The organism is Anabaena sp. PCC 7108, assembly GCF_000332135.1.
In the GTDB taxonomy this organism is placed as follows: Bacteria; Cyanobacteriota; Cyanobacteriia; order Cyanobacteriales; family Nostocaceae; genus Anabaena.
Genome location: NZ_KB235896.1, coordinates 5260730 through 5275484, shown reverse-complemented (window position 1 = coordinate 5275484; position 14755 = coordinate 5260730). Strand labels below are relative to the sequence as shown.

The 14755-nt window shown below is 39.1% G+C and carries 12 protein-coding genes; 3 read left to right on the top strand and 9 right to left on the bottom strand.

Annotation, left to right across the window (positions count from 1 at the left end; all coding sequences use genetic code 11):
• Positions 1 to 2: 2 nt before the first annotated feature.
• From ANA7108_RS0124605 to ANA7108_RS0124590, 4 genes are all read right to left on the bottom strand, one after another.
• Positions 3 to 1010 (bottom strand): DUF2235 domain-containing protein, encoded by a 1008-nt coding sequence (locus ANA7108_RS0124605; RefSeq protein WP_016953499.1) that lies wholly within the window; start codon positions 1008 to 1010, stop codon positions 3 to 5.
• 260 nt (positions 1011 to 1270) lie between these two features.
• Positions 1271 to 2377 (bottom strand): ABC transporter permease, encoded by a 1107-nt coding sequence (locus ANA7108_RS0124600; RefSeq protein ID WP_016953498.1) that lies wholly within the window; start codon positions 2375 to 2377, stop codon positions 1271 to 1273.
• Positions 2378 to 2550: 173 nt separating this feature from the next.
• Entirely contained in the window at positions 2551 to 4575 is a 2025-nt protein-coding gene (locus ANA7108_RS0124595) for an ATP-binding cassette domain-containing protein (protein ID WP_016953497.1), read from the bottom strand.
• 28 nt (positions 4576 to 4603) lie between these two features.
• Positions 4604 to 5971, bottom strand: coding sequence for an HlyD family secretion protein (locus ANA7108_RS0124590; RefSeq protein WP_016953496.1), 1368 nt, complete (start codon positions 5969 to 5971; stop codon positions 4604 to 4606).
• A gap of 106 nt (positions 5972 to 6077) precedes the next feature.
• Between ANA7108_RS0124590 and ANA7108_RS0124585 the strand changes: the two genes are divergently transcribed.
• Together ANA7108_RS0124585 and ANA7108_RS0124580 are read left to right on the top strand one after the other, a co-directional pair.
• The gene (locus ANA7108_RS0124585) at positions 6078 to 6710 is read left to right on the top strand and encodes a TetR/AcrR family transcriptional regulator (protein WP_016953495.1); all 633 of its coding nucleotides are present in this window, start codon (positions 6078 to 6080) and stop codon (positions 6708 to 6710) included.
• A 12-nt stretch (positions 6711 to 6722) separates the two neighbouring features.
• Positions 6723 to 7619, top strand: coding sequence for a M48 family metallopeptidase (locus ANA7108_RS0124580; protein ID WP_016953494.1), 897 nt, complete (start codon positions 6723 to 6725; stop codon positions 7617 to 7619).
• An 80-nt stretch (positions 7620 to 7699) separates the two neighbouring features.
• Here ANA7108_RS0124580 and ANA7108_RS0124575 read toward each other — a convergent pair whose 3' ends face one another.
• Positions 7700 to 7960 carry a hypothetical protein gene (locus ANA7108_RS0124575; RefSeq protein WP_016953493.1) on the bottom strand — a complete coding sequence of 87 codons (261 nt, stop codon included), beginning with the start codon at positions 7958 to 7960 and terminating at the stop codon, positions 7700 to 7702.
• 544 nt (positions 7961 to 8504) lie between these two features.
• On the opposite strand from ANA7108_RS0124575, the gene ANA7108_RS0124570 reads away from it, so the two are divergent.
• Positions 8505 to 10034, top strand: a complete 1530-nt coding sequence (locus tag ANA7108_RS0124570) for a YifB family Mg chelatase-like AAA ATPase (RefSeq protein ID WP_016953492.1) — start codon at positions 8505 to 8507, stop codon at positions 10032 to 10034.
• An 80-nt stretch (positions 10035 to 10114) separates the two neighbouring features.
• On the opposite strand, the gene ANA7108_RS0124565 is transcribed toward ANA7108_RS0124570, so the two are convergent.
• From ANA7108_RS0124565 to ANA7108_RS0124550, 4 genes are all read right to left on the bottom strand, one after another.
• Positions 10115 to 10753 (bottom strand): hypothetical protein, encoded by a 639-nt coding sequence (locus tag ANA7108_RS0124565; protein ID WP_016953491.1) that lies wholly within the window; start codon positions 10751 to 10753, stop codon positions 10115 to 10117.
• Between the two features lie 310 nt (positions 10754 to 11063).
• A complete protein-coding gene (locus ANA7108_RS0124560) occupies positions 11064 to 12158 on the bottom strand; it encodes a Gfo/Idh/MocA family protein (protein ID WP_016953490.1) in 1095 nt (364 codons plus the stop codon).
• A gap of 41 nt (positions 12159 to 12199) precedes the next feature.
• Positions 12200 to 13342 (bottom strand): DUF1822 family protein, encoded by a 1143-nt coding sequence (locus tag ANA7108_RS0124555; protein WP_016953489.1) that lies wholly within the window; start codon positions 13340 to 13342, stop codon positions 12200 to 12202.
• 148 nt (positions 13343 to 13490) lie between these two features.
• Positions 13491 to 14732: a sigma-70 family RNA polymerase sigma factor gene (locus ANA7108_RS0124550; RefSeq protein ID WP_016953488.1), complete on the bottom strand. Its 1242-nt coding sequence runs from the start codon at positions 14730 to 14732 to the stop codon at positions 13491 to 13493.
• Between the last annotated feature and the right edge of the window lie 23 nt (positions 14733 to 14755).

Genomic DNA, 14755 nt, shown 5'->3' with positions numbered 1-14755 from the left:
ACTTAATCTAGTTTGGAAATAATCTTTTGTAGATTCTTGGGTCGATAGTCCTTGCGCTTTTGCAGACGGTTGATTGCGCTTTCATGAATATCTTCAATCACATCGCTGACCTCGCGAAGCTTGATTCCTGCTAATTTAAAGAAGCCAACATTGTTCTTAAAGTCACATTCATAATTGGGGTTAATGCCTGTGGGAATCACACTAGGATCGAGGTCAAGCCCCAATCCTAGATTCTCGATGGAATCAATCATCCACTGTAAGGCAGTATCTGATAACCCACTGTGTTCTTCCGTTCCACCACCGACGCAACCGTGTTCTCCTGGAAACCACTTTTGAATTACCCGCTGGTTTTCAGCCTCAGGATGTTTTTTCATGGGAGTGACATCAAAGATTTCGCGGATTTCGTCGATCGCCACTGCGTGCAATGCATTGCCAATAAATTTGTTTAAAGTAGTGTCATGGAATCTGTACCGCTTATTTAGCTGGTCGTGCAAACTTCGGAAAGCGGGTATCCCAGGAATACCAAGAGCGCCAACGGTGTCAAAACAACCAAGCAAGGTGATAGGGACGCGATCGCCATAAATTTGACGGTATTTTGTTGCTACTCTATCTTTGGGTTTAATAACCCGGTTACGGTAAAGCTCGTAAGCTTCATGTGCTTTAGTGACATGGGGGCGCTCTAGGAGACCGGAGCAATAGATCATCCCCGCTAGACTCCTAACTGTGTAAGCACCGCGACTGAAGCCGAACAGATAAATTTCGTCACCAGGAACATAGTTGAGGCTAAGAAATCGGTAGCCATCTTCTATATTTCTATCGATTCCTAATCCGGTAGCTCCGCCTAAAATTCTTTGACTTTCGGTGCCAATGCCTGCGTCATAGAAAACGATTTGTGCAACCCCGTCACTGGCAATCGGTTTCACAGATTGAGCCAGCTTAACCACATTGCTTGGGTAAGAACTCGTTAACTGTTGCCAAGTTCCATCACAACAAATGACTAAACGTTTCATAGTTATATTTCAAATCCTTTGAGTAATTCAATAAGCATTTCATAAAAATGCAGATTCATCTGAGAGTCCTGATAATTCTTATTAAGATATAATTGTTTTTAAGGCTAGTACCGCAAGGCAGAATTAAAAAAGCAGATTACACAAACTTTTCAGGAATTGTTGATGGTCTGCTGATTTCACTTAATAGGGAATTACAATAGGTTTTTTCAGCTAGACTCAATAGAGTATTTATGCTTGTTGAGCTTTAGACTTTCGTTGACCTACTTATCAATTTGCATTCGACTTAAAAGCCGACGCGCTAAATTGAAAAATACAAATCCTAAAACTGCAAGCATGAGTAAGTCAAACCAAACTCCTGTCCATCCTGTACCACGCACAAAGGCATCACGAGTGATATCAATATAATAACGGGCAGGAAATACATTAGGTGTTAGTGAAAGGGGAAAAGGAATATTACTGAGAGGATAAATAAAACCCGACAGCAATAAAGATGTAATGAAACCGACAAGAGAAATAATTTGTACTGCGGAATTTTGGTTAGTGCTGCGTACCCCTATAAGTAAACCAAAGGAAACACTAGCCATCAAAAATAGTAGAGTTCCTAGTAACAAAGTAATCGGGTTACTAATTACGCCAATATGAAAAATTATTGACCCCGATACCATGACTATTAAAGCTTCAGTAATGGCAAGTAGCAGGTAAGCTAGTCCTTTACCAAGTAACAGTTCCGTTGCACTAATGCTAGAAGCATAGACTTGTAAAATTGTACCTTTTTCTTTTTCACGCACCATGGCGATTGCTGTTAGCATTGAGGGGAAAATCCACAACACGACAGCATAGCTTCCTGGAACAATATACAGCGATTCCAATCTACCAGGGTTAAACCACAAACGGATTCGCGGTGTAATAATGCTTTTATTTGCTATTAGTCCTTGGTCTTGCATGAAGAAATTAGTTACTCTTTGAATACTACCTCTAATGACACGAGCATTATTAACATCTGTGGCATCGATTAATACTTGCACCTTGGCATTTTTACCAGCTTGAATATCTCGACTGAATTGGGGAGGAATAATCACCGCTGCTTTCGCAATTCCTCTGTCAATTGCATCTCGTGCTGGATTACCTCCTGACCATTGTTTAGGTATAAATTGATTGGTAGCATACAACCGTTCAATATAGCTGCTACTCAGGTTTGTGCGGTCAAAATCCTGGACAACTAGAGGAATATCCTTACTTTCTAAACGAATAGCAAATCCAAAAATCAATAGAGTTAAAAACGGCAATAAAAATGCTAACGATAAAGTTAAGCGATCTCGTCGAAATTGTGCTATTTCTTTGATACACTGGGAAAGAATTCTTTTCATATCTCTAAATTATTTTTTGTAGTTTGTGTTGCGCTACGCGCACACAATCCTGGATTTAATGAACCGCAAAGACGCGTTCGCGTAGCGTCCCGAAGGGATAGATCGCGAAGAAAAGAGGTTTAAAAAGGAATTTTGCATGAGTTTTATAATTATTTGGAAAAATAAAGTTCCTATTACGAATTATTTGAGTTTCCTCCTACGGTGCGTTCAACTATGCCAATAAAAGCGTCTTCTAAGGAGAAAGGAATGGGACGCAGAGATTCAATTGTAAAATTTGCGGATTTTAAAAGTTGAGTTATGTAGGGAATTTCTACTTCAGGGTGATCAAGAACAATGTGTAAACTATTGGCAAAAATAGAAACTCGCCAAGAATCAAATTGTTGTTTAAGTATTTTGGATGCGGCTTGGTTTTGGTTCACAATAATTTCTATAAGTTTTCCTGGTTGAGAAGCTTTGATAGAACTTGGTGAACCTTCGGCGGCGATTTCTCCAGCTACCATAAAACTCATGCGGTTACATTGTTCGGCTTCTTCTAAATAATGGGTTGTTACTAAAATTGCTGTACCATTACGAGCAAAGTCATTAATTAGTTTCCAAAACTGACGACGGGCTAAAGGATCTACTCCAGATGTCGGTTCATCTAAAAATAAAATATCTGGTTCGTGCATAACAGAAGCACCAAAAGCTACTCTTTGTTTCCAACCTCCTGGTAATTGTCCAGTCAGCATTTGTTCTTGTCCTTCTAACCCACAGGTAGCAATTACCCAATCAATTTTTTCGCGTCTGAGTTTGCGGGGGACGCTGTAAACACCACTATAAAATTCTAGATTTTGTAGAATTGTTAAATCGTCATAAAGGGTGAATTTCTGGCTCATATAACCAATGCGTTTTCTTAATTCAGTGCTACGCAGATTTTCTGTTTCTCCACCTAGAGAAATTTCACCACCACTAGCTGCTAATAATCCACACAGCATTTTAATTGTGGTGGTTTTTCCGGCTCCATTTGCACCTAAAAGCCCGAATATTTCGCCATAACGTACTTCAACATTGACGTTTTTGACTGCTTGGAAATTACCAAATACACGGTTGAGATTATTGGCGTAAATAGCGATTTGAGAAGAAGATGGTGATTGGTAATTGGTAATTGGTAATTGGGAAGAATTTGTTTCTCTGTTAACTTGCTCCTCTATTCCTCTAGCCTTATTTCCCCCACGAGAACGCGGAAATTGTAAAAATGCTGGCGCAGAACCTTGTTGTCGTAGACGGGTGACAAAGACGTTTTCTAGGGTGGGTTCGCCACGTTCAATATTGGGGTGATGCTGTTGTAGCAGTTGATTAACTTGGTTTTCACCCATAGTTATATCTTCAACGAGAACATCCAAGCGATCGCCAAATGTCTGCACATCGACTATATTTGTCTGCACATTTTCCAAGAGAAGTTTCTCGGCTATCTCCAAATTTTCTGTTCTCACTTCTAAGCGATGTAAGCCTAAATCGGCGCGTAAGGCTGCTGGTGTGCCGATTTCGTGAATTTGACCACCATACATCAATGCCACCCGATGGCAGCGTTCAGCTTCATCTAGATAGGGTGTGGCGACAACAATTGTCATCCCATCAGATGAAAGTTCCGCTAACACATCCCAAAATTCCCGTCGGGAAACTGGATCAACTCCTGTGGTAGGTTCATCTAATAACAGCACTTCGGGTTGGGAAACCAAGGCACAACACAGCGCCAGCTTTTGTTTCATCCCCCCAGAAAGTTGACCAGCCAAGCGATCGCTAAACCGTTCTAAACTCATCAATGTCAGATACTTCTGGCGACGTTCCCTTAATAAATCATCACTTACTTGTCGCAATCCCGCCGCATAACGCAAGTTTTCATCAATGCTGAGATCCAAATATAAGGAAAACTGTTGTGTGAGATATCCCGTTTTTAAACGTGCGTTTCTTGCAGGTTGACCAAATACTAAAACTTCTCCCGCTGTTGCCTCCATCACACCACCTAAGATGTGAAAAGTGGTAGTTTTACCTGCACCGTCAGGACCAATTAACCCAAACATTTCACCTTTATTAACAGTGAAATCAATTCCCTTGACTGCAACTAATTGTCCATAATGTTGATGTAAATTACTAACTCTAATAGCTTCTGTTGGGTAATTAGTAATTGGTAATTGGTGATTGGTGATTATTTCCAACATAATTTCGTGAATTTTTAATTTTTAATTTTTAATTGTTCTGTAACCTAATTTCCGCATCTGCCGGCATTCCAATTTTGGCGCAGGGCAAATCTGAACCAGAGTAGGGATTTTCCGGGTTAAAGCAGCCAGGAGGGTTTTCTAACTGAATCCGCACGCCTACTACTTGCCTTACCCGATCTTTTTGGAAATAGATATTTTCTGGTGTAAAGGAAGCTTGAGGATCAACAGCAATCACTTTGCCCATCAGGGGTTTTTCCGGTGCAGAATCAAGAAAGATTTTAGTTGTTTGTCCTAAACGCACTTTCCCAATATCGCCTTCGGGAATAAAACCTCGCAAATACACTGTATTGGGGTCAACTATTGTCAAAATCTTGGTTTGACTGCTAACTACTGCACCAGGTTCAACACTACGGGCAGTTACTACCCCATCTAAAGGACTAATAACATTTAAATCTTTTTTTGAGTCTTCTATTTGGGTGAGGATTTGCTGTTTTGATGCCTTAGCATCATTGACTTTAGCGTGAGCAGATTTTACCTTGGACTGAGCAGATTTCAGTTGAGCAAAACTTTGGTCTTTTTTTCTGTTTAAAGCCTCTATTTGGGCATTGCGAATATCAGGATTGAAACTTGTGGTTTTAGCTTGGGTTAATGCCCCGACAACAGCACTTAATTGTTCTTCTCCAGCATTTACCGCTGCTTTTCGGGCTTCTAGGGTGGCTACTGCTGTGTCAAATGTGGTTTGTGCTTGGTCAAATTGTTGTTGATTAATAGCGCCTTCTTGGACTAGTTTGGCATAGCGATCGCGATTCATTCTCGCTAATTTTACTTCTGCCTCTGCCTGTTTTGTCTGTGCTTGAGCCTGTAATAATTGGGCTTTGGCTGCTGCTACGTTAGATTGTGCCTGTTGAACTCTTCCTTGGGTATCTCCTTGAGATTGCTGAAAATTAAGTTTTGCTTCACTGATTTGGCTATCAATTTGTTCTATCCCACTTTGCACTTGAGTAACATCGGAAATTGCTTGCTGTTCATCAGATTGGGCAGACGCAACCCTAGCCTCAGCGCCCCGCAATTGTTCTTGTAGCAGTTGGTCGTTACTATCATCCAACTTGATTAATTCTTGCCCTTTCTTGACCGCTGCCCCTTCTCTGACTGCAATTGAGACAATTCTTCCCGAACGCTTCACCCCAATCTCTGTTTCGTAACCTTCAATCCTGCCACTCACTTTCAGTACATTTGCTGCTCCTTGCGGTTGATTATGCCACACTACATAACCAATCCCACCGACTACAGCCAGCAACCCCAACAACAAAGGAATCGGTTTCTTTCGTTGCTGTTTAGATGGTGGGACTGGAACATTTATAATACTTTCTGGAGATGTTGAGGCCGTCTGAGACATGGTATCACCCTATATATATTTTTAGAATTAAATACCTACTTTGATCATCATACTAGACTGTGTGGTATGATAGTCAAATAAATATGCAAAAAATTCACGATTCCAGATGTCCAAAACTTCTAGTCACCAATCTGAAACTTTACCTCTTTTAAGAGAAATCACTCCAAAACAGGAGCAAATTTTGCAAGGAGCCATGCAGATATTCTTGAGAGATGGTTATGCTGGAACTAGTATGGATAGGGTGAGTGCTGAAGCTGGGGTATCTAAGCAGACTATATACAGTCACTTTCAAGATAAAGAAGGACTATTTAAAGCGTTAATGGAAAGGGTGACAATTGATAGTTTCCGAGGTATTTTTTGTGCAGAAGATATACGTAGTGAACCAGAGATTTTTTTACGTGAAATTGCCAAAACTTATTTCACAAAAGTTGCTGACAATCCTGAGTATTTAGCACTGTTCCGCTTGATTATCACCGAGTCACAACGCTTTCCAGAATTGGCAAAACTATATACTCAAACCGTGATTCAGCGCGGAAGGAAATTGCTGAGTCAGTATTTTGCTTCTCACCCAGAATTGGGGATTACTGACCCAGAAGCAACAGCGCAAATCTTTTTTGGTTCATTGGTATCCTATGTGATGGTGCAGGAAATACTATATGGTAAAGAAATGATGTCATTGTCACGCGATCGCATTTTAGATAGTTTAATGAGTTTGGTACTCGCTCATACAAGCAAATGAGGCAAATATCCCTTGACCAGAAAAATTTTAACTGGACTAAATTCTCAAGCCTATGAACATCCTTTTGACCGCCAAGCTTTAGCTTCTTTACAAAAAATGCCAGGGATTTCCCCCTTACTCAAAAAAATTAACGAATATGGTATTGATCGGTTACTGAGATTGCAAAGCCTTGGTAGTGAAATCAAAGTCACAAACCGTAATTTTCCCAAATTATATGCAGCATTAGTAGAAACTTGCCAAATTCTAAATTTTTCTCCCCTGCCTGAATTGTATTTATTTCGAGGTACAGGTTATATTCAAACCTATGTTGTCGGAGTAGAAAAACCATTAATTGGTATGAATTTAGAAGCTATGGAATGGCTAAATGCAGATGAATTACTTTATATTTTAGGATACGAAGTTGCTCGAATTAAAAGCCAGCACATGATATATCATCAAATGGCAATTGTGATGCCCATTTTAAAGAATTTATTGAGTAGTACCACCTTGGGTATTGGTGGCTTAGTTGCGAGTGGAGTCGAACTAGCTTTATATAATTGGGTGATGATGGCTAAGTTAACTGCTGACCGTGCTGGTTTGTTAGCGTGTCAAGATATTAATACAGCCACAACTGCGTTAATTAAACTTGCAGGTTTACCCAATGAATACTTAACAGATAATGTTATTGAAGATTTTCTAATTCAGTCTCGTGAGTTTGCATCTAATAGCTTTGATAGTTTGGATAAGGTGACAAAAATATTAAGCTATACAGAACATAGACTTTCTTGGATAGTGATGCGAAGTGGGGAATTATTAAAATGGGTTGATTCTGGTGAATATGATCAATTGATTCAGGAAGATTTAAAATCACAAGCGTCCGAAGAAGATAATTCACAGCAAGAGGGTTGGAACTTTTTATCTTCTTGGTAATCAGATACCCGACTTTTTAGATAAGTCGGATATACGACTTTTTTGATGGGGAAAAATCAAACAGAACTTCTATGCAGTGATTAAAATGTAGGATTATGTTGATAATCCCAACATTTATCATCACGCCAAACTTTCCCAGTAGACTGACATTTGTCTTGTTTAATACCAGGAATTGAGGTAGGGTGAATAGTGTTTAAGCTGGATGTAACATAAGAGATCATGAAAGAACCTGTATAGAAACCACCACAGATTAAAGTTCCAAAAAAAAACGTAAAGCTGACAAATTTAACAGCTGTGAAAATAGAATAATTGCCTTGTTTGGCATAGGGACGATAGCGCATATATTTCCTTTATGTGGTGTTTGTGGCAGATCACACCTTGGGAATGCTTACGCGCTGATAATTATGACTTGCAAGACTATTTATGACAGAAAATAGCAGATATTTCTGTTAGCCGCTAACTCCGTATAGGTTGTGATATCATTAGAACTTACGCATTGACAGAAAACATCAAATATGAAATATAACTTTCAGTGTCTTGTCAGGTGCGTCAGATATGGAAAATATGTTAATTGTGTCAAATTAGTGAGTCTGACGCACCCTACTAATATGCTGTTCTAAAAGCCTACAATCAGTAATTATCGTTGATCTATATCATGTCCAATTTGCATAGTGAGTAAGTTTTAATTAGATGAGGAATTCTTTAAAGGTTAATGGTTTTGTTAATGCTTGAACCATCAATCACCTCCATCTTTAGCTGCTGTTATTTTAGCCTGATGTTTTCCTTGTTTTCTGATTACTAACAGTCTTCTTGCGTGATTTCACCCATTGTTAATCCACCCAAGAATCTGCTTTGATATTCTCAAGGTTTATTCATATATAAAAAATGCTGGCTAGAGTCTGGAGTGCATCTATTATCGGTATCGACGCTGTCAAAGTGGGTGTGGAAGTTGATGTTTCCGGGGGTTTACCGGGAATTGTGATTTTAGGTTTACCAGATTCGGCTATTCAAGAATCTAAAGAACGGGTAAAAGCAACTTTGAAAAATGCGGGTTTTGCTTTTCCGATGCGAAAGATTGTAATTAACCTGACTCCCGCAGATTTACGCAAGGAAGGACCCGCTTTTGATTTACCTATTAGTGTGGGAATTTTAGCGGCTTCTGAACAAGTTAATCCTGATTTGTTGGGAGATTTTTTATTTTTGGGGGAAGTTTCTTTAGATGGGAGTTTACGTCCTATTGCGGGTGTTCTTCCTATTGCTGCAACTGCACAGAAAATGGGAATTACAGGTTTAGTTGTTCCTGTGGATAATGCTCAAGAAGCTGCGGTGGTGGAAGGATTAGCGGTTTATGGTTGCAGACATATTGCTGATGTGGTGGATTTATTAAATAATCCAGGACGTTACAAACCTGTCAAGTTGGATGAAACTAGAAATGGTTTAGATGTAGTTTATACTGGCGCAGACTTACATGATGTCAAAGGACAAGCTCATGCGCGTCGGGCTTTGGAAATTGCGGCTGCTGGCGGACATAATCTCATTTTTGTGGGACCACCAGGCAGCGGAAAAACAATGTTAGCAAGACGTTTACCTAGTATCTTACCACCTTTAGAGTTTTCAGAATCTTTGGAAGTGACTCGGATTCATTCTGTGGCTGGGTTGTTGAAAAATCGTGGTTCGTTGGTGCGCGATCGCCCTTTTCGTAGTCCTCACCATTCTGCATCGGGACCTTCTTTGGTTGGTGGTGGCACTTTTCCCCGTCCGGGGGAGATATCTCTATCACATCGGGGGATATTGTTTTTAGATGAGTTAACAGAATTTAAAAGAGATGTATTAGAGTTTCTGCGTCAACCTTTAGAAGATGGTTTTGTGACAATTTCTCGAACTAGACAATCGGTGACGTTTCCTGCACAGTTTACTTTGGTAGCGAGTACTAATCCTTGTCCTTGTGGTTACTATGGCGATACGATTCAAGAGTGTACTTGTTCCCCGCGTCACCGAGAGCAATATTGGGCGAAATTATCGGGACCTTTGATGGATAGAATCGACTTGCAGGTGGCTGTGAATCGCTTAAAACCGGAGGAAATCACCCAAGCTGCAACGGGAGAAGCATCGAAATCTGTAGCAGAAAGAGTGAAAACAGCACGAGAACGGGCTATGATTCGTTTTCAAGCAGAAACAAATCTGCGTTGCAATGCTCAAATGCAAAGTGGTCATCTCCAAAAGTGGTGTAATTTAGATGATGCTAGTCGGAATTTATTGGAAGCTGCGATTAGAAAATTGGGTTTATCGGCTAGAGCAAGCGATCGCATTCTCAAGGTAGCACGAACTATTGCAGATTTAGCCGGAGATGATGATCTCAAACCGCAACACGTCGCAGAAGCAATTCAATATCGAACTATTGATAGAATGCAATAATTCGTAATAATGCCTCCAGTCCCGCTAAGAATACGTAATTCGTAATTATCTTTCTAGCTACTTTTCCCTATTCCCTCTTATCAATTAAATCTCAAAGATTGCAGCACTTGTTGATATCCTTTGCGGTATATAGCATCATCATTACCAGATCCAATTTGAGATAAGCTGATAACAATGATGTTAGAGTTTTTAGGGTTAATTAAAACGGTGTGCTTATTTTCATATAAACCACTAGATTCAAATTGGAGGGCGTTTTGTCCTGCTATTTTTACATTACTAAATTTTTTGGGTGCGGCAAAATCCTGACTTTGTTTAACCCAGTTTTGCAATGACAAACGTCGAGGATTGTAGTACACCCTAACTTGTGCATTTGCTGGGTATTCCGCTCCACCTTCATAAGCTCCTGCTTTGATTTTCTGAGCGTGTTTTTTATTCCAAAGATCAATAACTAACAAATTCAAGTTGGAACTGGGTCTAGTTGTTTTATGATCAAGTACAAAATCCTTAGTAGAATAGTTAAACCTCAATTTAAAAGTATTATTTCTGTAATTACCTTCGTTTTGAGCAACTAATTTTCTTGAAGTTGTTGGTGATGAGATATTTGTAGTGGCAGCACCAAAGGATAGAGAAGGAGAAGATGCGATAGTTATTACTGTCAATACACCTACCGACACAGGACTAAAAAACCATTTATAAATATTCTGAATGTTTACTTTCATGTTTCACTCCTTTTGACTCAATGAGTTGAATGCTATCGTTCTTATATATCCAACACGAGGAAAAGCATTTTCGTAAATTCCCGGAAATTCATATCAATATCTATCTTTCGGAGATGTTCTTAATCTAGTTTAATGGCTGCAACTGGGTAAAATATATGACTGATAAATGCTTATATCATATTGGTTAGTGGTTTTGAAAGGGAAGATATGGCTAAAAATAATGAATGCAATTTTAACCGCTATTCGTGTGGCTAGTGAATAGATAGATCCCTGAATCATTTGATAAATCGGGGATCTGAATAGTTATTAATTAAGCCAAAAATGATTCTAAACTCGGCACATTTACCCAACTTCTTAAATCATTTGATTGATGAGATAAATCCATTAATAATTGCGAATAAACTCCTTCTCGCAAAGATGGTGTAATTTCCTGCTGAGTTTCAATTCCTTTTACCCATTCATCAACGACACGAAGAAATGCACAAATACGACCATCATTATAATGTTGGGGAAATAGTAATTGTTTAGGAATTTCTATTTCTGTTAAAGGTTGACCAGGTTGAAAACTCCAAACCCGAAAACCATGAATATAATCTTTTTGATTATCATTACCTAAAATTATTGTACCTTTATCTCCATACACTTCTACTCGATGAGTTCTTTCTGCATGAACCACTGCACTAATAGCAACTTGACAAGGTGTACCATTTGCTAATTCCAAAGATATCAAACAATTATCATCTGTATTTACTGGTTTTAATTCTCCATTTGCTGGGTCAATTCTTTCGGTAATTGCTGTACTTAAATGCACGTTTAATTTGTGAACTGTTCCAAATAGCCAGTTAATATAATCAAAAGCATGGGAACCTAAAGATCCTAATGCACCACCACCTTGATCTTTTGCAGAATACCAATTCCAAGGACGGGAAACATCTGCACGGGAAGCACCCAACCAATCAATTTTAATTAAGCGCACATTCCCTACATAATTTGAGGATAAGAGTTGTGAAAAAAATTGCCATGCGGGGATAAAGCGAAATTCAAAATCTACAGTTGCAATTACACCTTTATTTTTTGCTAACTGATATAATTCTTTGGCTTCAGTGGCATTTAAAGTAATAGGTTTTTCTAGTAAGAGATGTTTACCAGCTTCTAAAACTTGTTTAGCCATTTCATAATGTAAAAATGGCGGTGTAGAAATGCTGACTGCTTGAACTTCTGATAAAGCGAGAATTTCTGTTAAGTTATCACTAGCATGGGGAATATTATTAGCTGTAGCAATAGCTTGAGCTTTATTTATATCTCGATGATAAACAGCGACTATTTCGGTTTTGTGATGTGCTTGAAATGCGGGAATATGAACTTTTTGACCAAACCCAGTCCCGACAATGGCGACCCCAATCATAAGCAGTTAAAATTTTCAGTAAGAGTGCAAAAGATATATAATTAAAACCTGAGAATTTCCCGGTCATAGTTTTCTGGTAAGGGTTCAATTTCCCAAACTATACCTTCTCCTGGTTCTAAGGCTACATCTACAAATATTGATTGTACCGCAGTTGTGGCTACTGCTTCATTATCGGGGAAAGGTTGTAAATCTTCGGTGAGAAGTCGGAGTTTAAAACCACCGGGTATGGTTGCAGCAATAGTGAGGTTACGCAATTCAAAGCGCCAAGTTTCTTCGGTTTGGGGTATGACTAGTAATTCGTATAGTTGTCCTGCAATTTCTAATTGTCTAAATAAGGTTTGTTGTGGTTGAGTTTCTGTTATACTTCTAGCAGTAGCTGCACCCATTTCTAAATTCAATTTTCCCCAACCTATATTTTCCGCAATTTCAGATATACCAGTTTCTAACCATTCTAAAATAGACCATTGTTCTGGTAGTCCTAAACGCTTTTGATATAGGCTTTTTCGCCAACCACCATTTTCAATTAATGCACCCCATAGCGAAAAAGGAATTGCTAACCGGGGGGTGATTATTTCTGGATTTGCTAACCGGGTAATCAGATTTTGGGCTTGTGTTAGTGGTATATCTGGTAGGGGAGTAATAGCGGTGCGTGTGGTTTCAGTTGCACAAAGCTGCAATGTTAATGTTAATACATTGATATCTTGGATTATATCACTTGCATCTAGGGAATAAGTGCGTTCAACTGCATCATAACTACCTTTTGTTTTCAGATGTGCATGGGTACAATAACCCCAAATTTTCACATAACTATCTTCTGGTTCTACTTGTACAGCTAAATAATAATCTCCTACCCAGTTTGGTATATCTACCCATTCTTGAGGTACGCGGAATTCACTCAAATCAATTGTGTCTTGAGGAACCAAAATCAATTTTTTGGAGTCTACTATGACCGCAGTTCCATTTACAAATTCCCAAAAACTGGATAATGCTGTGGTAGTTAGCCATATCTTTGCTTGTGGTGTCAAATCTTCTTGCAACCATTGCAAGATAGCATTTAAACAAAGTTCATTAATGTAAGCTTGATAGCGAGAATATGAGTTAGAAAAAGATTGACTGCGAAGACTCGCTTGCTGTCGGTTAGGAATTTCTAAGATTAAATCTGTCGGGTTCGCAAAGGTTAGCATGGTTGGGGATTAAATGAATATGGATTTAATGAACCGCGAAGGAAGAAGGAAGAAGGAAGAAGGAAGAAGGAAGAAGGAAGAAGGAAGAAGATATGTAATCTTAAATTAACTGGGAATTTGAAATCAAAAGGAAAACACCAAAAGACTTTTAATTCTGACTCCTGAACGGCAGTTGCTTTATGCGGGGGAACCCGTCCACCGCACTGCCTCCTCCTGACTCCTGAATTCTGCTGTAATAATTTTGTAGCCATTCTTCCATTAATATACTCATATTTTTGAGTAGGTCTGAAGTGATGGAAATATGCAGGGTGTCTCGACTCCAGTTAGCTAAAGATTTTAATAAACATTCTTGTGCTTTTTTCAGTCTTCGAGAAACGGTATATTGCTGCATTTCTAAATGTTTGGCAATTTTGTCTTGGGTTAGTTGCTGACGGTAATATAATTGCAATATTTGCTGTAATTGTGGTTCTATTTCGGATATTGTGGTTATTAAGACTTGATTGATTTCGCTTTGCTGGGTATTTCTGGTTGCTGCTTCTTCTTGGGCGATAATGTCGTTAACTAAAGACTCTTGTTGTAAGCCTGGAAGATTATCTAACCACTCTAAAGAATCATCCCCACCTTTGGGTGTGTTGAGAGAATTGTGTGTGGGATAAAGATATTTGCGGACAGCTTTAGCAGTATTTAGCAGCCATTTTTCCAGAGTTTGGGGATTTACTTGTTGACTGCTTTGAGAATTATAACTTTTAGCGATCGCATTCCAAGTTGCTAAATCTGGGGGAGGAAGTTGACGAGACGTACCTGTGGGAGAAGGAACATAGCAGGTTTTGAAGCATTCCCAAGCCATTGTATAAGCATTCACCTCAGCGGGAGATAAACCCGCAGTTTCTAACGATTCCAGCAACCGCTTTTTCGTGATTTTCCGCAATAATCCCCAATCTGTGCAGATATCAACTTCATGACGTTGACGCAAAGTCTCTCGAATAGAATTACTAAAAATCGTAGTTGCGTAATTTTTGAGACTAAAGCTTTGATTTGGGTTAAAACCTTGGAAAATTTTCTCTACTTGGGAAATTGCAATTTGAAAGCAGTCTGAAAGTTGATACTGCGTACTAGCAAAACTTGTAACTGTTTTTTGCGATACCCAATAACAAGATTCCTGTAAGTAAGCGGTGAGATGTTGTTTCGCTAAACGCTGAGTTTCTGTCACCTGCCAAAACTTATACCAATATAATTCCCAGAACGATTCCGATGTTTCTTGGGGTGTGCGGTTGAGACAACTTTGCATACTGCGCCGCAGTTTCGATTCTACCGCCCAATGGTCAAAGCGATCGCTACTAAATTGCACAAAGGTTGAAAAAATTTCAATGATGTTTTTTCGAGAGTGCATAAAAAATAATTACTCTACCTAAT

Excerpts from the sequence above, each read along its gene's own strand:
- ANA7108_RS0124605 (WP_016953499.1), bottom strand. The coding sequence starts at position 1,010 with ATGAAACGTTTAGTCATTTGTTGTGATGGAACTTGGCAACAGTTAACG.
- ANA7108_RS0124600 (WP_016953498.1), bottom strand. The coding sequence starts at position 2,377 with ATGAAAAGAATTCTTTCCCAGTGTATCAAAGAAATAGCACAATTTCGA.
- ANA7108_RS0124590 (WP_016953496.1), bottom strand. The coding sequence starts at position 5,971 with ATGTCTCAGACGGCCTCAACATCTCCAGAAAGTATTATAAATGTTCCA.
- ANA7108_RS0124570 (WP_016953492.1), top strand. The coding sequence starts at position 8,505 with ATGCTGGCTAGAGTCTGGAGTGCATCTATTATCGGTATCGACGCTGTC.
- ANA7108_RS0124565 (WP_016953491.1), bottom strand. The coding sequence starts at position 10,753 with ATGAAAGTAAACATTCAGAATATTTATAAATGGTTTTTTAGTCCTGTG.
- ANA7108_RS0124560 (WP_016953490.1), bottom strand. The coding sequence starts at position 12,158 with ATGATTGGGGTCGCCATTGTCGGGACTGGGTTTGGTCAAAAAGTTCAT.
- ANA7108_RS0124585 (WP_016953495.1), top strand. The coding sequence starts at position 6,078 with ATGTCCAAAACTTCTAGTCACCAATCTGAAACTTTACCTCTTTTAAGA.
- ANA7108_RS0124595 (WP_016953497.1), bottom strand. The coding sequence starts at position 4,575 with ATGTTGGAAATAATCACCAATCACCAATTACCAATTACTAATTACCCA.
- ANA7108_RS0124550 (WP_016953488.1), bottom strand. The coding sequence starts at position 14,732 with ATGCACTCTCGAAAAAACATCATTGAAATTTTTTCAACCTTTGTGCAA.
- ANA7108_RS0124555 (WP_016953489.1), bottom strand. The coding sequence starts at position 13,342 with ATGCTAACCTTTGCGAACCCGACAGATTTAATCTTAGAAATTCCTAAC.
- ANA7108_RS0124575 (WP_016953493.1), bottom strand. The coding sequence starts at position 7,960 with ATGCGCTATCGTCCCTATGCCAAACAAGGCAATTATTCTATTTTCACA.